The sequence below is a fragment of the Microbacterium sp. Bi98 genome (assembly GCF_918698045.1).
GTDB lineage: Bacteria > Actinomycetota > Actinomycetes > Actinomycetales > Microbacteriaceae > Microbacterium.
Genome location: NZ_CAKKLK010000002.1, coordinates 400,754 through 424,481, shown reverse-complemented (window position 1 = coordinate 424,481; position 23,728 = coordinate 400,754). Strand labels below are relative to the sequence as shown.

Genomic DNA, 23,728 nt, shown 5'->3' with positions numbered 1-23,728 from the left:
ACCTGCGAGGATCGCCATGTTCACGGATCCACGCCGTCTCTTGTGCCACAGGCGCGGGCCCCGCTCCGACGGCGGGGACAGGGACAGCCTACCCGAGGGGGTGGCGACGCCCGGGAATATCGCGTCCCCCGGGTAGTGTGAACCCCGTGGTGAACTGGTTCTGGAAGCGTAGGACGCCCCGGCGCACGATGACGTTGCGCAGTCGGGGCGATCAAGGAGCGGCGACGCGGGTCGACTTCGCCGAACTCGCGCCGGAGCTGCCGCGATTCCTGGGACAGGCGGCGTACCTCCAGCTGGGGTACTTCGAGACGCTCACGCGGCTGATCAGGGCGACTCCGGAGCTCTCCGAGAAGGAGGCGCTCTCCCGGGCAGCCGGTGCTGCGCTCGCCAAGCATCGGGCGATCGTCGAACTCATCGCGGAGCGCGGAGACGATCCGACGCAGCTCATGCTCCCGTTCCGGGAGAACCTCGACGCCTTCCGGCGCAAGACCATCGGCGCGCGTCCGCGGGAGACTCTCCTCGCCGTCTACATCACGGCAGGGATGCTCGACGACTTCTACTTCGCACTCGCCTCGAGCTACGGCGACACGGGGGAGAGGGTCGCGGAGATCCTCTCCGAGGACGATGCGCGACACGAGATCGTCGCCATCATCCAGGAGACGATCGACGGCGACGGCGAGTGGCGGTCGCTGCTCTCGATGTGGGCGCGCCGGCTCGTGGGGGACACGATCCTGGTGTGCCGGTCCGCGCTGCGTCAGCCCGAGCTCGCCGCGATGAGCGAGGACCGCGTCGAGTTGGTCTACACCGAGCTGATGGGCGCGCACGCACGCCGCATGGATGCGATGGGTCTCGCCTCCTAGCCGACGGACCCGGCCGACGGCATCAGATGCCGAGCGCCGCCTTTGCCGCGGCATCGCTGCGTCGGCGCGACGCGACGATCGCGACGGTGGCGACTGCCGCGATGCCGACGGAGCCCACGACGCTCGCGAGCCATAGCCAGATGCTGTCCTCGCCCACGCCGAGCCACTGCAGGCCGGTGTAGACGACGGCCGCGAGGGCCGTGGCGACAGCGGGGGTGAGAGCGACCCCGCGCAACTCCCGCCCACCGATCATGTAGTGGGCCGCGATGCCGAGCGCGCACGCCCCGACGAGAGCGAGGAGGATGTACATCGTGGGGTCAGGCGAAGAAGCCGACGCGACGAGACTCCTCGGTGCCGAGCTCGATGTACGCGAGGTTCGCGGTCGGAACCAGGTAGGAGTTGCCCTTGACATCGGCGAAGCTCAGGTGAGAAGTGTTCTGCTCGAGAGCCGAGGAGACCTGCGTGCGGACCTCGTCCGCGCTCGATGCGGTCTCGAAGCTGAGCTCACGGCCGGTGTTGATGATGCCGATGCGGATTTCCACGCGTACTCCTGTTTTCCAGTCGACGATGCTGTGGTCGAGTCGACCTCGGAGGTCGACGACTGAGCCCAACTCTACCGGGCGGCGAGGTCACGGGATCCGCGGATCGGGCCGGTTTCGCCCTGAGCGCACACAGTCGCGAGACGCCGACGCCCGGTGATGTCGGCGCGCCGCAGTAGCGTGGAGGACATGACAGAGGATGCCGCGCAGAACGCCGTGATCGGTGCAGACGCCTCGGCATCCGGTGTCATCATCGGGGCGCCCGGCACAGGCAAGACCCGCACTCTCACCGAGCGCGTCGTCCATCTGCTCGACACAGCGGGGATGCGTCCGGAGCAGGTCCTCGTCCTCACTCCCAGCAGGCAGGCGGCGACCGCGCTGCGGGACCGCATCGGGGTCAGGATCGGTCAGGCCACTCCCGGGCCGCTGGCCAGGTCGCTCGGGTCGTTCGCATTCCAGGTGGTGCGCGGAGCGATGGTCCGCGAAGGGGCGGAGCCACCGGCTCTGCTGACCGGCGCAGACCAGGACCGCCTGATCGCCGAGCTCCTCGCCGGCGATGCGGAGGACGAGCGCATCGACTGGCCGCAGGCGCTGAGCCCCGCCGTACGCGCCTCCAAGGGGTTCCGCTCCGAGCTCCGTGCCTTCCTCGCGGAATGCGTCGAACTGGGGGCGCAGCCCGACGAGCTGCGCACGTCCGATGTCCCCGCCTGGTCGTCCGTCGCCGAGTTCCTCGTCGAATACCGCGCCGTGCTCGACCTGGCACGGGCATCCCACCGCGACGCGGCAGACCTGCTCGCCGAGGCGTGCACGATCCTGCGCACCGCGGAGCCGAGTGCCCTCGGCCCTCTCGCCGACCTCAGGGTGGTGCTCATCGACGACGCGCAGGAGCTGACGCGCGGTGGCATCGCGGTGGTCGAGGCGCTCCGTGCGCGAGGCACGGCAGTGCTCGCCTTCGGTGATCCTGACATCTCCTCCGGAGCTTTCCGCGGCGCGAGCCCCGAGTTGTTCGCGCACCTCGCCACGGCGCTGGGCGAGGTCCACGTGCTCGATGTCCCTCATCGTCAGGCGCCGGCGCTCACCGCGCTGACCCGCACCGTCACGCAGGCGATCGGCGTGTCGGGTCGCGTCGACCACAGGCGCGCGCCCGAGCCCGTCGCCGCGCACAGCCCGGGCGCCCCCGGCGACGTGAGCACCTTCATCGCCCCGTCACCGCATGAAGAGCTCGACCGCATCGCGGGTGTCATGCGCGAATGGCATCTCGTGGATGACGTCCCGTGGGATCGCATCGCGGTCATCGCACACGACACCAGGCAGGTCACGCAGCTCGACGCAGAGCTCGCCGCGCGGGAGATCCCGACGAGAGCCGCGGGCGTGCAACGTCCTCTCGGCTCCGAGCCGATCGTGCGCGACATCGTCGGCATCGTGCGCCTGGCCCTCACGCCGGCCGAGGAGCGGACTCCCCAGGACTGGGAGGAGGCGCTCCGCACTCCCTTCGGAGGCATGGATGCGATCGGGCTCCGACGCCTTCGCGCTCGTCTGCGCCATATCGAGCTCGACCTGGGGGGCTCGACGCCCGCACGGGAACTGCTGCGCCAGGCGCTGGCATCGCCCGACCACTTCACGCTCATCGACGCCCAGGAATCGCGCCTGGCCGCGCGCTTCGCCGCGACGATCGCAGATGTGGCCGCCGCGGCTGCCGACGGCGAGACGATCCACGATCTCCTGTGGCGGGTCTGGGACCAGGCCAGAGCGGTCGACGGGCGCAAGCTCCAGATCGCCTGGCGTGAGATGTCGTTGCAGACCAGCGGCGCGGAGACGGCGCGAGCCCTCGATGCGCTCGTCTCCCTGTTCGGTGCGGCCAAGCGATTCGTCGAGCGCACCCCGAACGAGAAGCCGGAGGTCTTCGTGCGCGACATCCTCGACAGCGAGGTGCCCGAAGACTCCCTCTCGAGTCCCGACCGGCCGGGCCGTGTGACCCTGCTCACACCGGCGACCGCACTCGGAACGGAGTTCGACGCGGTCGTGGTGGCCGGAGTGCAGGACGGAATCTGGCCGAATGTGCGGCTGCGCGGCGGGATGCTCCAGTCCTGGCGTCTCGCCGACGCACTGCTCGCATCCCGCACCGGAACCGCCGAGCACCCGCCCGAGGCACTCGACAGGCGCCGCGCCGCTCTGCACGATGAGCTGCGGCTGTTCGTCCGCGCCATCTCTCGTTCGCGGAGCAGACTCCTCATCACCGCGGTCGATGACGACGACATGACACCCAGTGCGTTCTTCGGCTTCCTCCCGCCGCCCGACCCGCCCGAGCTGCATGCCTCGGCCGAGCACCCGCTCACGCTGCGCGGTCTCGTCGCGCGTCATCGTCGGGTACTGACGACCTCGAGCGTCCGTGCCGCCCGAGACCACGCCTCCGCCCAGCTGGCGGTGCTCGCGCGGGAGGGAGTGCCGGGTGCCGATCCGGACGAGTGGTACGGAGTGACGCCGCCGACGACCGATGCACCGCTGCACGACCTCGCCGTCGACGCCGCCCGGGTCTCGCCGTCGCGGATGGAGTCCTTCGAGGAGTGCGAGCTGAACTGGGCGGTGTCCGCCCTGGGCGGCGACACCGTGATGCCGCCGTCGGCCGGAATCGGCACGATCATCCACGAGGCGATGGAGCAGGTGCCCGACGGCGAACTGGACCGTCTGCGTGACGTCCTGGCCGAGCATTGGCCGGAGCTCGATTTCGAGACGGCCTGGATAGGTCGCAAGGAGAGGCACCGCGCCGATCTGTACATCGATCGACTGCACAGCTACCTGTCGGACGTGTCGGACGAAGGCGGTCGAGTGATCGCCGGCGAGGTGGAGTTCCGGTTCGCGGTCGAGGTGCCCGAGCAGGAGGGCATCGCGCCGGGCGTGCGTGCGGCGAGCGTCGACGGCGACCCCCATCCGCACCATGCGATCGTGCACGGCTTCATCGACCGGGTCGAGGCGTACACCGCGGGTGGTGGAGAGCATGCGAAGGCGCGGGGACAGAAGTGGACGCGCATGGCCGATGCGCAGAGCGGGGAGCGCGTCGTGGTCGTGGACTTGAAGACCGGCAAGTACGAGCCGGAGAGCGAGCAGAAGGTGGCTGACCACGCCCAGCTCGCCGCATACCAGGTGGCGGTGCAGGAAGGACTCGTGGCGGGAGCGGATCCTGCGGCCCTCGCCGGCGCGCGCCTGGTCCTGGTCGCCAAGACCCTGGCCGGCAGCGATTTCCGCGTGGCGCACCAGCACACCCTCGCCGGTGAAGAGCGTGTCCAGTTCCTCGGGCGGATCGCGGAAGCCGCCCGAGGGATGTCGGCGGCGAGCTTCACGGCCCATGTCGAGACTCACTGCGCGGATACGCAATGGCGAGTCCAGCCATGCCGCATCCACACCGTCGCCGCGGTGAGCGCGTGACGGCGTGGACGGGAGCGGGGAACGGGATCTCCGCTCTGGACGTCGCCGCCGCGCTCGGTCTCCCCGCACCGACGGAGGCTCAGCAGCGGGTGATCGAGTCGCCACCGGCGCCGGCTTTGGTGGTCGCGGGCGCGGGCAGCGGAAAGACCGAGACGATGGCCGGCCGCGTCGTCTGGCTGGTCGCGAACGGGCATGTGCGACGCGATCAGATCCTCGGCCTGACCTTCACGCGGAAGGCCGCGGGTGAGCTCGCGGAGCGCATCGGCGTCCGTCTGGCGCTCATCGACGAATACGGGAGACGAGGACTGCTGCCGCACCTGCCCGAGATCGTGGCGAGCGGTGCCCTCGATCGCGTGTCGAGAGCCGCGAACGCCAGACAGCGCGAGGTCGTCCGATCGCAGGTGCTCGACGAGCTCGCCGCACGTTTCGGCACCGGGGCGGTCTCGACCCCCCGTTCGGCCGAGGATCTGTTGATCCGTCCGAAGGTCTCGACCTACAACGCGTTCGCGGATGGCATCGTGCGCGAGCACGCGGCGCGCATCGGCCGCGACTCCGACGTCGCCATGCTCAGCCAGGCCGCATCCTGGATGCTCGTGCGCGACGTGGTGCTGCGCGCCGACCTGCCGGAGCTGGAGGAGATCGACCGGTCGGTGGCGGGGGTGGTCGACGCGGTTCAGAGATTGGCCGGCGACTCGCTCGATCACCGGGTCGATCTCGACCGCGCCGATCGCATCGCGCTGCGCCAGGCCGAGGCGTTCGAGCCGTACCTCAGCAACGCGGAGGTCGCGACCGCGGCTGCGAACCTGCGCGCTCTTCCCGCTCTGTCCGTCCTGGTGCGCGATTACATCGCCGAGAAGGAGCGCCGCGGAGTGCTGGACTTCGCCGACCAGGTCAGCGGCGCCTACGACATCGTGGAGTCGTCTCCCGACGTGCGCGAGGACCTGCGGCAGCAGCATCAGGTGGTGCTGCTGGACGAATACCAGGACACCTCGGTGATCCAGACGCAGTTCCTCGCCCGACTCTTCCGCGACACCGCGGTGATGGCGGTCGGGGATCCGCACCAGTCGATCTACGGATGGCGAGGCGCCAGCGCGGACAATCTGCATGCCTTCGCGCGCACCTTCTCCGAACACGAGAGCGTCGGCAACTACAGTCTGATGACGAGCTGGCGCAACGACCGGAGCATCCTCGGTGTCGCCAACCGCATCCTCGGTCCGCTGCGCAGGCCCGGATTGGATGTGCCACCGCTCGAGTCTCGTCCCGGCGCCGGCCCCGGAGCGGTCGAGATGAGCTTCCCGCTCACCGTCGATGACGAGGCTCGCGCGGTCGCCGAATGGTTCGCGGCGCGTCGCGCGGAGCACGACGACCTCGCGAAGCCGCATACCGGAGCGGTGCTGTTCCGGTCGAAGCGGCACATGCAGACGTTCGCGGCGGCCCTTGCCGCAGAAGGGATTCCGCACCGCATCCTGGGGCTCGGGGGACTCCTGGCGACCCCCGAGGTCGTCGATGTCGTGTCGACGCTGCGCGTGCTGCACGATCCGACGGCGGGCTCTGCGTTGATCAGGCTCCTCGTCGGTCCTCGATTCTCCGTCGGTGTCGCCGACATGGCGGCGTTGCAGCAGCTCGCGGCGGAGCTCTCCCGTCGGGACAGCGGGCTGCTGCCGCTGGACGACGAGCTCCGCAAACGCATCCGCGCGTCACGGGGGGCGGACGAGGCGCTGTCGATCATCGACGCCGTCGACGTGCTCCGCGGTCTCAGCGACGACTACCGCCTTCTCGCCGGGATCACGCCGGACGGGCGTTCTCGCATCCGTGCCGCGGGCGAGATGCTCGAACGCCTCCGACGGGCGTCGTCGCTTCCGCTTCCCGATCTGCTGAGGCTGATCGAGCTCGAGCTGCGTTTGGACATCGAGCTCGCAGCGAACGAGACCAGAGGGCCGGCGCGTATCGCGGCGACGCAGCTGCGCGCATTCACCGACGAGGTTCGGTCGTTCCTCGCCGCAGACGAACGGGGGACCATCTCGAGTCTCCTCGCCTGGTTGGAGAAGGCCGAGAGCACAGACGAGCTGGTGCCGCGGCCCGAGCCGCCCGAACCCGGGGTCGTCCAGCTTCTGACGATCCACGGATCCAAGGGGTTGGAGTGGGATGCGGTCGCCGTCGTCCGCATGGTCGAGGGCGAACTGCCGTCGCGCCCGACGGACACCTCAGGATGGTTCGGCTTCGGAGTGCTGCCGTTCGCTCTGCGAGGCGACAGCGCGGCCCTGCCGACCTTCAGTTGGATAGCGCCCTCGGACGAAGAGCTCGATGCGGCGAAGCGGCTGAAGGCAGGTATCGCATCGCTGACCAGCAGGAGCAAGACAGCGCCGGGCGCGATCACGGTCTTCAAGGACGCCTACCGCGAGTATCAGCAGGAGGAGGAGCGTCGACTCGCCTACGTCGCCGTCACCAGGGCGCGCAGTCATCTGCTTCTGACCGGGGCCCACTGGGCGGGGCAGAAGCAGCCGAAGAAGCCGAGCCCCTATCTGACCGAGGCGATGGAGATTCTCGGAATCGCTCCGATCGAGCCCGTGGATCCGGACGAGAACCCCTACGACGGCCCCGGCGCAACGCTCACCTGGCCTCTCGACCCGCTCGGCGCTCGGCGTGGGGTCGTCGAGGCAGCCGCCGCCGCCGTGCGCGCGGCAGCCGACGGGGAGCCGGAGGCCGCTCCCGAACTGGCGCGTCTGCTCGCCGAGCGCGCCGCCCGATTGCGTGGCACCGACGCATCACCGCCCACCCGGGTGCCGGCCTCCCGCTTCAAGGACTACGTCACCGATTTCACCGGCACCGTGTCTTCCATCGTCCGTCCGATGCCTGAGCGGCCGTATCGGCAGACCCGGCTGGGCACGCTGTTCCACGCATGGGTCGAGCGGCGGAGCGAACTCGTCGGCGTCGGTCAGCGCGTCGACGAGGCGCTGTGGGAGGTCGACGAGGATGATCTCTCGTTCGTCGAGACCGTCGGCGGAGCGGAGGTCTCGTCCGCCGACGCCGCCGACCTCGAGACCCTGCAGTCGATCTTCGAGGCCAGCGAGTGGGGAGCGCTCAAGCCCATCGCGGTCGAGATCGAGATCGACTTCGCGCTGGGTGGCGCTGTGCCGGGTGACGAACGCCATATCGTCATCTGCAAACTCGACGCGGTCTATCGACGCGAGGATCGCGGCGGGCGCATCGAGATCGTCGACTGGAAGACGGGCAAGGCCCCACGCACACCTCGGGAACGGGAGGAGCGGATGCTGCAGCTCGCGCTCTACCGTCTCGCCTACCACCGTCGTTTCGGAGTGCCCCTGGAGGAGATCGACGTGGCGCTGTACTACGTCGCGGACGACCTCGTCATCCGCGGTGACCGCGTCTACTCCGAGTCGGAGCTCTTCCAGCGCTGGAGCGCTGCTCGGGCGGCCCGCTGAGCCTCGTCCTCCGGCAATCCCTCGTCTGAGCCGTCCGCTCGCTCAGTCCGCGCCGGGTCATCGACCGGGCGTCGCTCCGCGGCGGGCTCCTGCGCGGTGTGCCTGCGCACGCCTGAAAGATCTTCCGTCTCGAGGCCACCGACCTCGAGACGACGAGCGGCGTCCGCGGCGGCGTCGCTGAGATCGCTCGTCGCCTGATCGTCGGCATCGCCATCGGGACCGTCGGCCTCGTCGTCGCGCCACAGCTCGTTCGGGTTGTACGCGTCGGTCTGCATCGACGTGTCGGCCCCCGCCGAGGCGCGTGCCGGCACTCTGTCGAGCGCGTCCAGGGCGGACTCGACGCCCTCGTTGCGCGACGCGATCACGCCGAGATCGTCGCTGTGCAATCCTTCGGCGAGTGCCTCGAGAAGGGCGGCGGCGTCGTCGACGATGTCGGGTCGGTGCAAGGAGTCGCCGTGGACGAGCCATCGGGCGAATTCGAGCTCGGCGAGCAGGCGTGCGCGCACCTCGAGAGCGCCGTCCGGCCCGCGGTCGGCGGCCCGAGCGTACGCGGCATGGACGTCGTGCGCCGCATCAGGGGCGGTGGACAGCCACGACAGATCGATCGCCGGATCTCCGACGGAGAGCGAATGCCACCCGATGAGTCCGGTGACCTCGGGACCGAGATCCGGGTCGTCCCGGAAGATGAAGGAGGTCGACTGCACGCCGCCCAGCACGACCGTCGATTCGAACCGCCAGAGATCGTCATCGGCGACGGCGTCGCGCCATCGCACGGTGAGCCGCGCGGGAACGCGCCCGGTCGATGCCGCGGAGTCGATCAGTCGAGCGAGTTCGTCGCGGCTCTCCTGCGCAGACCGCGTCGTCAATCCGGCGCCTCTCACGACGGAGGTGGGCAGGGAGTGCACTGCCGCGATCGCCGCACCCATCGATTCGGCGGCGCCACGGCCGGCCGGCACCATCGCCGCCTCGATCTGGAATCCGGGCAGCAGCTCCGTCACGAGCGCGTGTGCGTCTGCGAGTCGGGTCTCGCCGATGTATTCGGGGGCTCGGAAGGGGAGCATCGCCCGCGCGCCGGCTGTCAGAGCGCGCAGCGCGAGGGCCTCGGCGGCCAGCTCGCGCGAGGTCTCATCGTCATCGGCGACACGGATCGCGAGCTCGCGCCCGTCTGCGAGAGTGGCGACCGCGGAGTCGAAGCGTCCGTCACCGTCGGCGCTGAGCGTGCGCGCCCCGATCACCTCGGCGCCGGGCAGTGCGGCAGTCACCGCCGCGGCTAGAGTGAATGGAGAGCGTCCCATGCCTCCAGGGTAGGTGGACGTGGGGGTGGTCCAGCTTCCGCCACGCCCGTGAGAGAGGGAGACGATGATCGCCGGCAGCAGCACATCCCTCGATCGCGCAGCGGATCTGCGGGTCGAACCCGGAGTCCTCGATCGTCTGCGCGCCGACGAGGCGACGCGGGTCATCGCCGTACGAGACGGCCGCGTGCGCATCTCGGGCGCCGACCTCGAATCGGCCACGCTGCTGCGGGTTCCCGCCGCCGAGATCGTCGATGCGACCTGGGCGCTCCTCGGGCGCGAAGGTGACGGTACCGCCGTGCTTCTCGCCGTTCTGCAGCCCGAGGGCGACACCGTCGACACCGCACCCGACGAGGTGTGGCTGGGACTCCGCGACCTCGGCGCGCGTCTCGGCTCGGGTGACACGGAGCTGCTCATCGAGGCGCTCGCGCTGGGAGGCTGGCTGCGGGACGCACCGTTCTGCCCCCGATGCGGCGGAGGGACGGAGCTGCGCCAGGCCGGATGGTCGCGCCGCTGCCTCGTCTGCGGTCGTGAGCAGTTCCCTCGGACGGACCCTGCCGTCATCGTCGCGGTGGAGAGCTCTGACGGCGAACGGCTCCTGCTCGGGGCGAACGCCAACTGGGGCGGCCGGATGTACTCCTGCTTCGCCGGATTCACCGAGGCGGGCGAGTCGTTGGAGTCGACCGTGCATCGTGAGCTCGAGGAGGAATCCGGCGTTCGGCTGGCCTCGCTGCGTTACGTCTCGTCTCAGCCGTGGCCCTTCCCTCGCTCGCTCATGCTCGGCTTCCGCGCCGTCGCTCTGGATGAGCACGAGCTGCGGCCCGACGGGGAGGAGATCATCGACGTCCGCTGGTTCACCCGTGACGAGATCGGGTCCGCTCTCGCCGGTGACGGACCCGTCGGCCTCCCGGGACCCGCGTCCATCGCCCGCGCACTGATCCTCGACTGGTTCGAGGAGCGCGCGTGAGCGCGCTCGAAGCCCTCGACGATCGACAGCGGGAGGCGGCATCCGTGCTGCGCGGTCCTGTCGCCGTGCTCGCAGGTGCGGGAACCGGGAAGACCCGAGTGATCACCCACCGGATCGCCCATGGCGTCGACACCGGTGCATACTCGCCGTCGCGCGTCATGGCGGTGACCTTCACGGCCAAGGCGGCGGGCGAGCTCAGGGGTCGTCTGCGCGCGCTCGGCGTCGAGGGCGTGGCCGCGCGGACATTCCACGCCGCCGCCCTCGCCCAGCTGAACTTCTTCTGGCCCACACTGGCCGGATCACCCGCTCCGTCGATCATCGACAACAAGGTGAGGCTGCTCGGCCAGGCTGCCGACGCGATGCGACTGCGGCCGAGCACCGCGACGCTTCGCGACCTCGCCTCGGAGATCGAATGGCGCAAGGTGTCGATGTTGTCGATCGAACAGCACGCGTCGCTCGGCCGCACGTTGAGCGGCGTCGACTCCGCTCAGTTCGTCGAACTGCAGCAGCGCTATGAGGCGCTGAAGGACGAGCGGCGCCAACTCGATTTCGAGGACGTGCTGCTGGCCTGCGCCGGGATGCTCGAGGCCGAACCTCGCGTCGCAGCGTCCGTGCACGAGCAGTATCGGCATTTCACGGTCGACGAGTACCAGGACGTCTCTCCGCTCCAGAATCGCCTGCTCGAACTCTGGCTGGGCGATCGCAAGGACATCTGCGTCGTCGGTGACGCGAGTCAGACCATCTACTCGTTCGCCGGCGCCGAACAGCGATTCCTCCTCGAGTTCGAGCGGCGGCATCCCGATGCCACGGTCGTGCGACTCGAGACCAACTACCGTTCGCAGGCCCCGATCCTCGAAGCGGCGAACGCCCTGATGAAGGGGCGGCCGGGTGCCCTCGAACTCGTCCCGGCGAGAGAGACGTTCAACGCGGATTCGCCCACGGTCACGGCGTACGACTCCGAGCGCGACGAGGCAGAGGGGATCGCCGCCGCCGTGGCAGCGCGGATCGAGTCAGGGGCGTCGCCCTCAGAGATCGCCGTGCTCTACCGGGCTCATGCGCAGTCCGCGGTGCTGCAGCAGGCGCTCGCCGCCGAGGGCATCGCGACATCGGTGCTGGGTGGAACCCGGTTCTTCGCGATGCCCGAGGTGCGACAGGCGATCCTGGCCCTGCGGGCCGCCGCGGTCGCGCCGACCGAGCACGGTTTCCTGCCCGGGGTCCAGAGGGTCCTCCGCGAGCTCGGTCTCTCCGACGAGCCACCGGCGGCCGGGGGAGCTCAGCGCGACGGCTGGGAGGCTCGGCGGGCGATTCTGCGTCTCGCCGAAGACGCCGGACCCGATGAGACCCTGCGCACCTTCAGCGACGCGCTCATGGCGCGCGCGAAGGACCAGCACGAGCCCACCATGCGCACCGTGACTCTGTCGACGTTGCACGCCGCCAAGGGTCTCGAATGGCCGCATGTCTACCTCGCGGGGTGGGCGGAGGGCGCACTTCCGATCTCCTACGCCACCGGCTTCGAGGCGATCGACGAAGAGCGCCGCCTCGCTTACGTCGGCGTCACGCGGGCCGCGCGTACTCTCTCGCTGTCGTGGTCGCGCTCAGCGGGACGCAGGGAACGCGCCCCGTCGCGGTTCCTGGCAGAGATGGGAACGACTGCTCGCGGCACCGGCATTCTTCGTGAAACGTCACCGAGCGCCAGTCGCGGCGCCCCTCGCCGCTGACCTCGACGAACGAGCCCGGGGCCGCGCTCTCTGCGAGCAGCCGCGCGACGAGCATCGCCGCCTCCGTGATCCGCGCGGCACTGATCGGACCCGCGCCGCGCCCGATGAGTTGGGCGTGCATGCGGGGCCAGGCATCGTCGCGCTCGCGTTCATGCTCGTCCCGGCAGGTCAGGCAGGCCGATTCGCCGGGCACCACCAGGGGTCCGACCGTGATCCGTCCTCGCTCGAGCGCGACCGGCAGGTGCGAGGTGTCGTCGCGAAGGTAGCGTGCGAAGTGCAGCGCGGCCGCCGCACCTTCGACCAGCACGATGCCGATGTCGCGGGGATTCTCCCGCTCGCCGACGGCGATGCCCTCGTCGAGGAGCGCCTCGCGCATGCGGAACTCGCATCGCGCGTCGGCGACGTCGATGCTCTCCACCCACGCAGCCGGGGGAGCGGGAGAATCGTCGACGAGCAGCGGCTCGAGCCGCGACAGGAGCATCCGCGCCTCTGCGCGCGGGGCGCCGGCGGCATGTGCCACGACATCGAAGCCCCCGCGCCGGAATCCGGCGGCCATCCGAGCGATCAGACGCTCGACCCACGGCTCCGAGGCGGCGATGCGCAGCGTCCCCTCGATGCCGATCTGCAGGGTCTCACCGTCGCGCCAGAGCAGCGGAACCGCGGGATCCAGGCGAGTGATGGTCTTGGGTGTCAGAGGAGACATCCCTCGATTCTGCGCAAAGCCGGGCTCCCGGTGGGGGAGTCGCGGGCATCCGTGGAAAAGTCCTCGCGCCTCTGCCACCCCGTCGGTCACACGGGTCGGTCGCCCCCCGGGCCGTCGTCACCGTCGGTGTCCTGCTCGCCTTCGGGCGTCTCCGGCTGCTCTCGCGAGAAGTCGTCGCCATCCAGCAGACGTGCCAGCGCCTCGTCGAACTCATCGGCGACCGGCTGCTCTCCCCGCGCGCTCGCCTGCAGTCGCGCCACGAGCGCCGACGGGTCGTCGATGTCGTCCGACGTCGGCATGAGGTCGGGGTAGTCCCACAGGGAGTCGCGCCCGGCGATGCCCACGGCGTCTGTCACCGCCTGCCACATGGCCGATGCCTCGCGCAGACGACGGGGCCGCAGCTTGAGTCCGACGAGAGCGCCGAGTGCGTCCTCGGCGGGACCGCCCACCGCGCGGCGGCGGCGAGCGGCTTCGGCGATGCGGGCACCGTCGGGAAGACGCGAGGTGGCCTGCGCGGTCACGACGTCGACCCAGCCGTCGATCGTCGCGACGAGGTTCTCGAGTCGGGCCAGCGCCTCGCGCTGCGCGTCGGTCTGCGTGGGAAGCAGCGCTCCGCCTTCGATGGCCGCGCGGAGCTCTTCGGGGTTGGACGGGTCGAGGCGGCTTGCGACGTCCTCGAGTGCATCCACGTCGACCGTGACCCCGCGGGCGAAATCGGTGATCTGCGCCATGACGTGCAGGTGCAGCCACTTCGAGTGGCGATACAGCCGGGCGTATGCGAGTTCGCGGGTCGCGAGATAGAGGGTGATCTGGTCTTCGGGGATCTCGAGACCCTCGCCGAATGCTGTCAGGTTCTGGGGGATGACAGCGGCAGTGCCGGCCGGAAGCACCGGGATGCCGACGTCTCCGCCCGACACCACTTCGAGTGCGAGGTTGCCGAGAACCTGGCCGAACTGCGCCGCGAAGACCGAGCCGCCGAGACCGCGCATGAGCTTGCCCGCGCCCTGCACGACGTCGCGCATCTCTTCGGGCACCTGCGTGTCGAGCGCGCTGGTGAGCGCATCGGCGATGCTCGTCGACACGGGGCCGGCGATCTCCTTCCACACGGGCAGGGTCGCTTCGACCCATTCGCCGCGCGTCATGGCCTTCGGCGACTCGCCGAGTTCGGAGATCGTGGTCGCCTCGCCGAGCCAGAGGTCCGCGAGGGCGAAGGAGTCGACGAGCGAGGTTCGCGAGCCGTCGGTGATGCCGAGACCGTCGCGGTTGGCGATGTGCAGCGCCTGCCGCAGCGCGTTCTCCCAGGGATCGCCGCCGAACGCACCCTGCAGCTGCGACATGATCGTCTGCATCATCGCCGGGTCGATCTGGATCCCATCCATGCCCGCGAAGGCGTTCTGCAGCGCCTCGGGGTCGATGTCTCCGGCACCCTGGCCGGACATCATGCGTCGGAGGAACTCTTGGAAGTCCTCGGGGGTGGGGTCGTTGTCTGACATGTCGCTCGCCTCTCAGCACGCCTAAAGCCGTGGCATCTACGCTAGTCACAGGATCGGCCGCGAGACCCCGAAGCGGGCAGATCGCTGTACGCCGCCCGCGAACGACGGAGGAACCCTGTGGATCGAACCCGGTCTGTCAAGCTCGGACTGGGAGTCTGGGCGCTGGTCGTCGCGTTGATCGCGCTCGTCGTGCTGACCTTCCTCCCGACGCCTTACGTGATCCAGCGCCCGGGCCCGGTCTACGACACCCTCGGCACCGCGGCAGGAGCCGACGGCGAGCAGGTTCCGCTCATCCAGGTCGACGGCGCCGAGACGTTCGAGACCGGAGGGACTCTCGACCTCACGACCGTGCAGGTCGTCGGAAACCGTGAGCGCACCCCGAGCTGGTTCGAGCTCGCTCTCGCGTGGATGGACTCCTCACGAGCGGTGGTGCCTCTCGACTCCGTGTTCCCCGAGGGGGTCACGACGGAGCAGCGCGACGAACGCAACGCGACACTCATGGTGGACTCGCAGCACGAGGCGACCGCGGCAGCGCTCAACGAGCTGGGCTACGACACCGGAGCCGAGGTCGTCGTCCAGGAGGTCGTCGAGGATGCACCGGCCGAGGGAGCGCTCGAGGCGGAGGACGTCATCACCGCCGTGGACGGCGCCGCGGTGACCTCCGCGAAGCAGCTGCGTCAGGCGATCCAGGATGGGGAGGGCGCGCCGGTCTCGCTCACCGTGCAGCGCTCCGGCGAGGAACAGGTGGTCGAGGTGACGCCCGTCGAGCAGACCGACGGTGACGTGACGACGTGGCTGATCGGTGTCACGTTGCGCACGGACTACGATTTCGAGATCGATGTGACGCTCCAGCTCGACAACGTCGGTGGACCCAGCGCCGGGATGATGTTCGCGCTCGGCATCATCGACACCCTCACCGAAGGGGAGTTGAACGGCGGCGAGAACGTCGCCGGCACCGGCACGATCGAGGCCGATGGGACGGTCGGGCCGATCGGCGGCATCCGTCAGAAGCTCTACGGTGCCCGTGATGCGGGGGCGGAGTACTTCCTCGCTCCGTCGACGAACTGCGACGAGGTCACCGGCCACGTGCCGGACGGACTGTCCGTGATCAGCACCTCGACGCTGGAGGAATCGCTCGACGCGCTCGAGGTGATCGCGAACGGCGGCGACGTGGGATCGCTCCCGACCTGCGACGTCGTGACCTCCCCGTGACAGGTATGACAGCCGCAGCACAGTAAGGCGTGCCTAGGATGGGAGGGTGACCTCGACTTCTGCACCGAACCCGGCCACTCCCCGAACCTCGCGAAGAATCTTCGGTATCTCGCTGGCGATCATCGCCGCGCTGATCGCCGCCTTCTTCGTCTTCGCGTCGCTCTACACCGAATTCCTCTGGTTCGACCAGGTGGGCTTCGCGGGAGTGCTCACCACCCAATGGTTCGCCACGGCGGTGATGTTCGTCGTCGGATTCCTCGGCATGGCCGTGCCGCTGTTCGTCGCCATCCAGCTCGCGTACCGACTGCGCCCCGTTTACGTGCGGCTCAGCTCGCAGCTCGACAGGTACCAGGAGGTCATCGAGCCGCTCCGCCGCCTCGCGATGTGGGGCATGCCGATCTTCTTCGGCCTCTTCGCCGGCTTCTCGGCGGCCAGCCAGTGGAAGACCGTCTGGCTCTGGGCCAACGGCGTCGCGACCGACGCCACCGACCCGCAGTTCGGCGTCGACACCGGCTTCTACATGTTCGCGATGCCGTTCTACTCGATCCTGCTTGCTTTCGTGTCTGCGGTCCTGCTGCTCACCCTCATCGTCACCGCGCTGGTGTCGTACCTCTACGGGTCGGTCCGCATCGGTCAGGGCGAGCTGCGCATCTCGAAGCCCGCACGCATCCAGCTCGCTGTGATCGCGGGTCTGTACCTTCTGGTTCAGGCGGCGAGTCTGTGGCTCGACCGCTACAAGACCCTCGTCGCACAGGACGACCGCATCGTCGGCCCGGCCTACACGGGCGTCAACGCCACGATCCCCGGCCTCGCGATCCTCGCGATCATCGCCGCGCTCGTCGCCATCCTCTTCTTCGTCACGGCCGTCATCGGCCGCTGGCGGTTCCCTCTCGCCGCGACCGCGCTGCTCATCGTCGCCTCGCTCGTCGTCGGCGTCGGATTCCCGTGGGCCGTCACCACGTTCCAGGTCCGGCCGAACCAGAACGCCTACCAGGCGGAGTTCTACCAGCGGAACATCGACGGCACCAAGGAGGCGTACGGGGTCGCCGACCTCGAGACCACCCCGTTCGAAGCCGAGACCGATGCCGAGGCCGGCCAGCTGCGTGAAGACGCCGAGACCACCGCATCGATCCGCATCGTCGACCCCAACGTGATCAGCCCCGCCGTGCGACAGCTCGAGCAGTACCGCGGCTACTACCAGTTCCAGGAGAAGCTCGACGTCGACCGCTACGAGATCGGCGGGGAGATGCAGGACACGGTCGTCTCCGTCCGCGACCTCGACATGAACGGCGTCGACGTCACGAACTGGAACAACCGCGCCGCTGTCTACACGCACGGCTACGGCTTGGTCGTCGCAGCGGGCAACCAGCGCACGCCCGACGGCGAGCCGGTCTTCCTCGAGCGTGGCATCCCGTCCGACGGCTTCCTCACCCAGCAGGAGGAGTTCGAGCCGCGCGTGTACTTCGGCGAGAACTCGCCGGAGTACTCGATCGTCGGCTCTCCCGACGGAACCGATCCTGTCGAGATCGACTATCCGCGAGGCAAGGACGGCGCCAGCGAGACCAAGACGACGTTCGAGGGCGACGGCGGACCGAAGATCGGGAGCAGCTTCACGAAGCTGCTGTACGCGCTGAAGTTCCAGTCGGAGCAGATCCTGTTCTCGAACCTCGTGAACGACGACTCGCAGATCCTGTACGACCGCGATCCCAAGACGCGCGTGCAGAAGGTCGCCCCGTACCTCGAGCTCGACAGCGACCCGTACCCGAGCGTCGTGGACGGCAGGATCGTCTGGATCGTCGACGGATACACCACGAGCTCGACCTACCCCTACTCGACGAACGTGAGCCTGTCGGATGCGATCGCCGACTCGAACCTCCCGTCGCCGACGCTCGCGATCGACGAGATCAACTACATCCGCAACTCGGTCAAGGCCACGGTCGACGCCTACGACGGTTCGGTCACCCTGTACGCATGGGACGACCAGGATCCCGTGCTGCAGACCTGGCAGAACATCTACCCGTCGACGCTCAAGCCCGTGAGCGACATGTCGGCCGATCTGATGAGCCACGTCCGTTACCCGACCGACCTGTTCAAGGTGCAGCGCGACATCCTCGGCACCTACCACATCGACACCGCCGGCTCCTTCGCGCAGCAGGACAACCGCTGGCAGACGCCGAACGACCCGCGCAGCGAGCAGGTCCTGCAGCCGCCGTACTACCTGACGATGCAGATGCCGGGTCAGGATTCCCCGCGCTTCTCGATGTTCTCGACGTTCATTCCTTCGGCGCAGGGCGGCAGCAACCGCGACGTGCTGATGGGCTATCTCGCGGTCGACTCGGATGCCGGATCGGAGGCCGGCGTGAAGGCGGAGGGCTACGGCCAGCTTCGGATGCTCGAGATCGACACCGATACGACCGTGCCGGGCCCCGGCCAGGTGCAGAACACCTACAACTCGGACACGGCTGTGGTGCCGCAGCTCAACCTGCTGCAGCAGGGCGAGTCCGAGGTGCTGTACGGAAACCTCCTCACTCTGCCCGTGGGCGGCGGTCTGCTCTACGTGCAGCCGGTGTACGTGCAGTCCTCGGAGGGCACCAAGCTGCCGCGTCTGCAGAAGGTACTCGTGGCCTTCGGCGACAAGGTCGCGTTCGAAGACACGCTGACCGCCGCGCTCGACACCCTCTTCGGCGGTGATGCCGGTGCGACCGGTGGAGACGATGAGGTCGAGCCGACCGAGCCCGACCCGGACACCGGTGAGGTCCCGACCGAGCCGACGGTGCCGACCGACGCCGAGGCCGAGGCTCTTGCAGCCGCGCAGCAGGCGCTGACCGACCGAGAGGCCGCATTGAAGGCAGGCGACCTGACCAAGTTCGCCGAGGCCGACAAGCGCCTCACGGATGCCGTGAACACGCTGCTCGGACTGGAAGCCGCCTCGGGGGAGTAACACCCCGGCCCCGTCTGCACACGATGCCGTCCCTCGTTCGCGAGGGGCGGCATCGTCCGTTTCTGCCGACGCCCGCGGAGGCAGGCGACGGGCGCGACGAGCAGTCCGCTGACGCCGCCGCGATCCGTCCGCGCCGATCAGTCCGGTCGGTCAGTCCGCGTCGTAGCGGCAGGTCACGGAGCCCGTGCCGCTCTGCTCGACGACCAGCTCGTCGTTCCACAGAATCTGACAGCTCACGGTCGAGTCCGTGTCGTCGTCCGGGGCGGTGACGACGATCTCCGCCGAATCGCCGGTCGTCGTGTACTGCTTCCAGCCGCTGGAGGCCCACTCCTCGTCGTACGCCTGTGTGTCATCGGCGAAGGAGACCGTGAATGTGGGTCCGCCCGTGGCGCGCACCTCGACGTGGTTGAGGCCGTTGCCGGCGAGGACGCCGACTGCCATCACGACGACGAGAATGAGATCGACCATGAGGGCGACCGCTGCGACGACGACGGCCGCCGTTCCCGTGCGAGCGACCGCGGAGCGTCTCGCTCGACCGCCCAGCAGGAGAGCGACGATCGCCAGCAGCGCGGCGGCTGCTGCGACCGGGAGCAGGGCCGGTACGGGCACGAGGAGCACGATCAATGCGACGGAGATCAGCAGAGCCACGGCGCCGATCCAGAGGCTGACGATCGCGCGCCGCGATGAGCCTGATGCGAGCGCGGGACGTTTCCGCGCGGCGCTGTCGGGAGTCTGCGTCATGATGGACCTCCGGGTCATTGTTTCCACCGACCGCGCCGCCGTCGACGGTCGCGCCGTTCGGTGGGACAGTCTAACGAGTGGATCCGCGGGCGATGCGGGTGTCGTCCTGTCGCGAGCGAAGGAGTCCGGGAATCGATTAGTCTCTCGGTGGAGCCGTCCCGACGCGTCGAGAGATGTCCGGGCGGCACTTGACGGAAATCGAGACTGGAGGGGATCGAGATATGCCTGACTATTCGGAGTTGCCGGACATCATCGGCAAGATGAAGCGCGCCGCGATCGACTGTTTCATGGCGGACCAGGGCTTTCACCCGAACTGGGGAAATGACCAGATCTACGCGAAGTGGGGCTTCATGCTCAACTTCTACAACCGGCCGAATGCCGCAGGCGAGGGTGGGGGCGACGGCAACGGCGTGAACCACTCGGTCGCACCGGCTTTCGACGACATCCGGGCCGCGATCGATGCCCGCGTGTCGAAGTGGCTTGATCTGCCGGACGGCGGCGACGCCTGCGAGGCGCCGGCGAGTGCGACCTCGGCGGCAGCCGCGATCCTCGGCACCTCGGGCGCGGGTGCGTCGGTGCAGAACACCGGTGCGATCGGCACAGCCAATGACTCGGTGCACGAGATGATGGCGAACAAGATTGAGGGCAGCTTCAAGCCCGCGTTCATCGACAAGTACTACATCCAGTTCCAGTCCGTCACCCACGGCCTGGGGGACGCATGCGTGATCCTCCAGCTCAACTACAGCGCTCAGGCCGCCATGTGGCCCGCCGCGCGACAGGACGTCGTGTCGATCTGCGACAGCGCTCGCGCCGCCTGGGACCAGAAGGCGGGGAACGCCGCTGCGGCCAACGGGACGCTCGTGCTGACCGTCGTCGGAGCGGTGGCGGGAGTCGTATCCGCGATCGTGACGGCCGGCACGGGCACGGTGGCCGCAGCGGCCGTGCTCTCGGGAATCGCCGGCGCGGCCAGCAGCGCCGTGCAGGGGATCGCCCGCAACGTCGTCATCGAGGGCAACACCTATTCCGACATCCTGTCGTCTCTCGACGAGGCGCTCGGCAATCTCGACAAGGCGCTCGAGAAGCAGGAGAACGAGCTCAACGACGCGATGACCGAAGCCGCGAGCATCATCCGCTCCGACAACGCCACCTACAATCTGGACGCGTTCGCTCTCGGCCCGTACCCGGTCGGTGACGGCACGATGAGCATGGACAGGAGCAATGCGACCGTGGTGTCGAACAGCATGGGCCGGATCGATACGGAGCTCGCCAGTGCCGCAGCGGCGCTCGGGAGCGCGCCGGCGTCGAACCCGACTCCCCGCGGCGCCGGTGTCGGGCGCTCGTCGAACGGCACGCATTACGCGGCGAGCGACCTCTACGCGCTGACGGCGCGCTGCCTGGCCCTCACCGTGGCCGAGTATGCCCGAGGGCATCAGCTGTTCGACGCGACTGTCGAGGACTTCTTCTCGTCGGATTCCGCGGCTTCGCAGGAGGTCTCGCGCCTCCTTGCCGAAGAGATCCTCAGCGCGAATCTGGGGGTGTGAGCTGATGGAGAGCCGTCATCTCGGACAGATCACCCTCGACGGCGGAACCGGAGGAGGCGCGATGAACGGCTCGGTGCCGTTCGACGGAGACGATGTGCAGGTGCGCATCGAGATCGACTATCCGGACCGCTTCGACGAGTCCGTCCTCAACGACGTCGATATGGTTCTCGACAATCTCGCCTTCCTCGACGAGATGGCGCGCACCACCATCTCCGAGGGAGTGCAGCGCGACAGCTCACCCGCGGCGAGTGTCTTCCGCACCTGGGAACAGGGCCGGGTCGGGGGCGCCTCGGCGGGTGACTTCGTGGACGCGCTCTCGGTCGCGCGCGTTCTCATCCTGCCGGACGGCGGAACCGCGAACAGGGACCGCGTCGTGATGAGCTACGTCGCGGCCGGCGCGGCGGCGCTGGGCAGCGTCCGAGTCAAGTTCGTCGAGCCGACCGGTCCTGAGCTCACACTCAGCTACCGCTGATCCTTCGCAGCCGAGCGATCTCGATGTCGCTCGGCTGCGAGGCCGGCGTGAGGTACACAAGCGAAAGGCCCCTGATCGGAATATCTCCCGATCAGGGGCCTTTCGTGTGTCGCATTCTCGTTGCGGGGACAGGATTTGAACCTGCGACCTCCGGGTTATGAGCCCGGCGAGCTACCGAACTGCTCCACCCCGCGGCACGATCAATAGCCTAACACGCGAATCAGGAGTGCGCGAATCGAGCCGCGAGGACGCGTGTGCGAGAGGATGGGAGCATGCCAGAGACCCCCGCCGTGCCCGTTGCTGTGCCCGTCGCCGTCTGTCAGTTCGCCCCCACCGCCTCCCGTGCGGCCAACCGGGATCGGATCGCGGAGCTGACGGCGGAGGCCGCCGCACGCGGTGCCAGGCTGGTCGTGTTCCCCGAGTACTCGAGCTACTTCGTGGATCCGATGGACGCCACTCTCGCCGAGAACGCGGAGCCACTCGATGGTGAGTTCGTGTCGACACTGACTGCGCTGGCCTCCGACTACGCGGTGGTGATCGTGGCGGGGCTGGCCGAGCAGGCCTCGGACGCCGCTCATGTGAGGAACACGGTGGTCGCGGTGCGCGGCGACGGCATCCTCGCGACCTATCGCAAGCAGCACCTGTATGACGCCTTCGGCCAGACCGAGTCCGACTGGGTCGAGGCGGGGGAGGTCGGGGGAGCGGCGACGTTCGAGCTCGCGGGCATCCGATTCGGACTGATGACCTGTTACGACCTGCGATTCCCCGAGGTGTCGCGCACTCTGATGGATGCCGGCGCCGACGCCCTGGTGGTGCCGGCCGAGTGGGTCCGCGGTCCGCTCAAGGAGCACCACTGGACCACGCTGCTGGCGGCACGCGCCATCGAGAACACCGCGTACGTGATCGCCGCCGACCACCCGACCCCGATCGGCGTCGGGCACTCGCAGATCGTCGATCCGCAGGGCGTCGTGCTCGCCGGTGTGGGAACGAACGAGGGCATCGCGGTCGCGACAGTCGAGCGGAGCACGATCGATCGCGTGCGGGCAGTGAACCCGTCCCTGCGCGGGCGCCGCTACGCCGTCGGTCCGCGCTGAACGAGAGCGTTCAGAAGCTCGTCGCGAGCCTCGTCGCCGCGTCCTCCAGGATCTCGACGCGTTTGCACGCCGCGAAGCGGACGAGCCCGGCGTACTCGCGTCGGCGTGACTGCGACACGAAGGCGGTCAGCGGGATCGCGACCACTCCTGCGCGTTCGGGAAGTGCGCGGCAGAACTCCGCGGCATCCGCTCCGCCGAGCGCTGACGCGTCGGCCACCGTGAAATAGCCGCCCTGGGGCGGATGCACGGTGAACCCGGCGGCGCGCAGGCCGGCGCCGAGTATCTCGTGCTTGCGCGCCAGCGTCGACGCGGCACCCGCGAAGAACGCATCTCCGAGGCGCAGACCCACGGCGATCGCCGGCTGGAACGGCGAGCCGTTCACGTATGTCAGATACTGCTTCACGGTCAGCACAGCGGTGATGAGATCGGCGGGGCCGTGCACCCAGCCGATCTTCCAGCCGGTCGCGGAGAACGTCTTGCCCGCCGACGAGATCGTGAGCGTGCGCTCGGCGGCACCCGGCAGGGTGGCGACGGGGGTGTGCGGGATCTCGAACGCGAGATGCTCGTAGACCTCATCGGTGACGATGATCGCATCGTGCAGATCGGCGAGACGGACGACCTCCGAGAGCACCTCGCGACCGAAGACGGCTCCGGTGGGGTTGTGGGGGTCATTGACCAGGATGATGCGCGTGCGGTCGGACACCGCGGCCGCCAGCTGCTCGAGATCGGGCTGGAAGTCCGGTGCTCGCAACGGCACCGTCCGCAGTCGTGCGCCGGCGAGAGCGACCGCCGCCGCGTAGGAGTCGTAGTACGGCTCGAAGACGACGACCTCGTCGTCAGGACCGTCGATGAGGGCGAGCAGCGTCGCGGTCAGCGCCTCGGTGGCACCGGCCGTCACGATCACCTCTGTGGAGGGGGCGACCTCGAGCCCGTAGAAGCGCCGCTGGTGTTCGCTGATCGCGGCGAGCAGGTCGGCGTTCCCTCTTCCGGGCGGGTACTGGTTCACCCCGTGGGAGATCGCGTCCCTGGCAGCGTCGAGCACTTCTGCAGGACCGTCCTCGTCGGGGAAGCCCTGGCCGAGATTGATCGCGCCGGTTCGGGCCGCAGCAGCGGACATCTCTGCGAAGATGGTGGGCGCGACGGTTCCGTCTGGTGCGAGCAGACCGGCTCCCGCTGCCGTGCGCCGCCATGCGCCGGGGATGACACTCATGAAGAACAGGCTAAGGCCATAGGTGAAACTCATCTTCGCCATACGAAACGCACAGATACAGGCGTCACTCTGAGAGGGC

General features: G+C 68.9%; 16 protein-coding genes and 1 tRNA gene. 10 read left to right on the top strand and 7 right to left on the bottom strand.

Features of this window, described 5'->3' with window-relative positions; translation table 11 throughout:
- Nucleotides 1-146 precede the first annotated feature (146 nt).
- A complete protein-coding gene (locus LQZ85_RS05760; RefSeq protein WP_230100659.1) occupies nucleotides 147-860 on the top strand; it encodes a ferritin-like fold-containing protein in 714 nt (237 codons plus the stop codon).
- A 22-nt stretch (nucleotides 861-882) separates the two neighbouring features.
- On the opposite strand, the gene LQZ85_RS05755 is transcribed toward LQZ85_RS05760, so the two are convergent.
- Together LQZ85_RS05755 and LQZ85_RS05750 are read right to left on the bottom strand one after the other, a co-directional pair.
- Nucleotides 883-1,170, bottom strand: a complete 288-nt coding sequence (locus LQZ85_RS05755) for a hypothetical protein (RefSeq protein ID WP_056278108.1) — start codon at nucleotides 1,168-1,170, stop codon at nucleotides 883-885.
- A 7-nt stretch (nucleotides 1,171-1,177) separates the two neighbouring features.
- The gene (locus LQZ85_RS05750; protein ID WP_053095596.1) at nucleotides 1,178-1,402 is read right to left on the bottom strand and encodes a DUF3107 domain-containing protein; all 225 of its coding nucleotides are present in this window, start codon (nucleotides 1,400-1,402) and stop codon (nucleotides 1,178-1,180) included.
- Between the two features lie 186 nt (nucleotides 1,403-1,588).
- Between LQZ85_RS05750 and LQZ85_RS05745 the strand changes: the two genes are divergently transcribed.
- Complete coding sequence (locus LQZ85_RS05745; RefSeq protein WP_230100658.1) at nucleotides 1,589-4,822, top strand: ATP-dependent DNA helicase; 3,234 nt, start codon at nucleotides 1,589-1,591, stop codon at nucleotides 4,820-4,822.
- The gene (locus LQZ85_RS05740) at nucleotides 4,786-8,265 is read left to right on the top strand and encodes an ATP-dependent DNA helicase (RefSeq protein ID WP_082586549.1); all 3,480 of its coding nucleotides are present in this window, start codon (nucleotides 4,786-4,788) and stop codon (nucleotides 8,263-8,265) included. The genes LQZ85_RS05745 and LQZ85_RS05740 overlap by 37 nt, the downstream gene beginning before the upstream one ends.
- Here LQZ85_RS05740 and LQZ85_RS05735 read toward each other — a convergent pair.
- Nucleotides 8,211-9,560, bottom strand: coding sequence for a phosphotransferase (locus LQZ85_RS05735; RefSeq protein ID WP_230100657.1), 1,350 nt, complete (start codon nucleotides 9,558-9,560; stop codon nucleotides 8,211-8,213). The two genes, LQZ85_RS05740 and LQZ85_RS05735, sit on opposite strands and share 55 nt — an antisense overlap.
- Before the next feature lie 64 nt (nucleotides 9,561-9,624).
- Here LQZ85_RS05735 and nudC point away from each other — a divergent pair, with 64 nt between their 5' ends.
- Complete coding sequence (gene nudC / locus LQZ85_RS05730; protein WP_230100656.1) at nucleotides 9,625-10,524, top strand: NAD(+) diphosphatase; 900 nt, start codon at nucleotides 9,625-9,627, stop codon at nucleotides 10,522-10,524.
- Nucleotides 10,521-12,242 carry an ATP-dependent helicase gene (locus tag LQZ85_RS05725; protein WP_230100655.1) on the top strand — a complete coding sequence of 574 codons (1,722 nt, stop codon included), beginning with the start codon at nucleotides 10,521-10,523 and terminating at the stop codon, nucleotides 12,240-12,242. The genes nudC and LQZ85_RS05725 overlap by 4 nt, the downstream gene beginning before the upstream one ends.
- Before the next feature lie 789 nt (nucleotides 12,243-13,031).
- Here the strand turns inward: LQZ85_RS05725 and LQZ85_RS05720 are convergent.
- Nucleotides 13,032-14,438 carry a zinc-dependent metalloprotease gene (locus LQZ85_RS05720; protein ID WP_053095602.1) on the bottom strand — a complete coding sequence of 469 codons (1,407 nt, stop codon included), beginning with the start codon at nucleotides 14,436-14,438 and terminating at the stop codon, nucleotides 13,032-13,034.
- A gap of 117 nt (nucleotides 14,439-14,555) precedes the next feature.
- On the opposite strand from LQZ85_RS05720, the gene LQZ85_RS05715 reads away from it, so the two are divergent.
- Both LQZ85_RS05715 and LQZ85_RS05710 read left to right on the top strand, forming a co-directional pair.
- The gene (locus LQZ85_RS05715; RefSeq protein ID WP_230100654.1) at nucleotides 14,556-15,650 is read left to right on the top strand and encodes a PDZ domain-containing protein; all 1,095 of its coding nucleotides are present in this window, start codon (nucleotides 14,556-14,558) and stop codon (nucleotides 15,648-15,650) included.
- A gap of 46 nt (nucleotides 15,651-15,696) precedes the next feature.
- The gene (locus LQZ85_RS05710) at nucleotides 15,697-18,591 is read left to right on the top strand and encodes a UPF0182 family protein (RefSeq protein WP_053095604.1); all 2,895 of its coding nucleotides are present in this window, start codon (nucleotides 15,697-15,699) and stop codon (nucleotides 18,589-18,591) included.
- A 150-nt stretch (nucleotides 18,592-18,741) separates the two neighbouring features.
- Here the strand turns inward: LQZ85_RS05710 and LQZ85_RS05705 are convergent, their stop codons facing one another.
- Nucleotides 18,742-19,332: a hypothetical protein gene (locus LQZ85_RS05705; protein ID WP_056278129.1), complete on the bottom strand. Its 591-nt coding sequence runs from the start codon at nucleotides 19,330-19,332 to the stop codon at nucleotides 18,742-18,744.
- Between the two features lie 221 nt (nucleotides 19,333-19,553).
- Here LQZ85_RS05705 and LQZ85_RS05700 point away from each other — a divergent pair, with 221 nt between their 5' ends.
- Both LQZ85_RS05700 and LQZ85_RS05695 read left to right on the top strand, forming a co-directional pair.
- Nucleotides 19,554-20,873: a hypothetical protein gene (locus LQZ85_RS05700; protein WP_053095606.1), complete on the top strand. Its 1,320-nt coding sequence runs from the start codon at nucleotides 19,554-19,556 to the stop codon at nucleotides 20,871-20,873.
- 4 nt (nucleotides 20,874-20,877) lie between these two features.
- Complete coding sequence (locus tag LQZ85_RS05695; protein ID WP_053095607.1) at nucleotides 20,878-21,345, top strand: hypothetical protein; 468 nt, start codon at nucleotides 20,878-20,880, stop codon at nucleotides 21,343-21,345.
- A 120-nt stretch (nucleotides 21,346-21,465) separates the two neighbouring features.
- Here LQZ85_RS05695 and LQZ85_RS05690 read toward each other — a convergent pair.
- A tRNA-Met gene (locus LQZ85_RS05690) sits at nucleotides 21,466-21,539 on the bottom strand.
- Between the two features lie 78 nt (nucleotides 21,540-21,617).
- Between LQZ85_RS05690 and LQZ85_RS05685 the strand changes: the two genes are divergently transcribed.
- Nucleotides 21,618-22,439 carry a carbon-nitrogen hydrolase family protein gene (locus LQZ85_RS05685; RefSeq protein WP_056278131.1) on the top strand — a complete coding sequence of 274 codons (822 nt, stop codon included), beginning with the start codon at nucleotides 21,618-21,620 and terminating at the stop codon, nucleotides 22,437-22,439.
- Between the two features lie 10 nt (nucleotides 22,440-22,449).
- Here the strand turns inward: LQZ85_RS05685 and LQZ85_RS05680 are convergent, their stop codons facing one another.
- Nucleotides 22,450-23,649 (bottom strand): aminotransferase class I/II-fold pyridoxal phosphate-dependent enzyme, encoded by a 1,200-nt coding sequence (locus LQZ85_RS05680; protein ID WP_230100653.1) that lies wholly within the window; start codon nucleotides 23,647-23,649, stop codon nucleotides 22,450-22,452.
- Between the last annotated feature and the right edge of the window lie 79 nt (nucleotides 23,650-23,728).

Bases quoted from the DNA above. Each gene is read 5' to 3' on its own strand.
- LQZ85_RS05685 (WP_056278131.1), top strand. From the start codon at position 21,618: ATGCCAGAGACCCCCGCCGTGCCCGTTGCTGTGCCCGTCGCCGTCTGT.
- LQZ85_RS05695 (WP_053095607.1), top strand. From the start codon at position 20,878: ATGGAGAGCCGTCATCTCGGACAGATCACCCTCGACGGCGGAACCGGA.
- LQZ85_RS05720 (WP_053095602.1), bottom strand. From the start codon at position 14,438: ATGTCAGACAACGACCCCACCCCCGAGGACTTCCAAGAGTTCCTCCGA.
- LQZ85_RS05705 (WP_056278129.1), bottom strand. From the start codon at position 19,332: ATGACGCAGACTCCCGACAGCGCCGCGCGGAAACGTCCCGCGCTCGCA.
- LQZ85_RS05680 (WP_230100653.1), bottom strand. From the start codon at position 23,649: ATGAGTGTCATCCCCGGCGCATGGCGGCGCACGGCAGCGGGAGCCGGT.
- LQZ85_RS05735 (WP_230100657.1), bottom strand. From the start codon at position 9,560: ATGGGACGCTCTCCATTCACTCTAGCCGCGGCGGTGACTGCCGCACTG.
- LQZ85_RS05740 (WP_082586549.1), top strand. From the start codon at position 4,786: ATGCCGCATCCACACCGTCGCCGCGGTGAGCGCGTGACGGCGTGGACG.
- nudC (WP_230100656.1), top strand. From the start codon at position 9,625: ATGATCGCCGGCAGCAGCACATCCCTCGATCGCGCAGCGGATCTGCGG.
- LQZ85_RS05745 (WP_230100658.1), top strand. From the start codon at position 1,589: ATGACAGAGGATGCCGCGCAGAACGCCGTGATCGGTGCAGACGCCTCG.
- LQZ85_RS05755 (WP_056278108.1), bottom strand. From the start codon at position 1,170: ATGTACATCCTCCTCGCTCTCGTCGGGGCGTGCGCGCTCGGCATCGCG.
- LQZ85_RS05700 (WP_053095606.1), top strand. From the start codon at position 19,554: ATGCCTGACTATTCGGAGTTGCCGGACATCATCGGCAAGATGAAGCGC.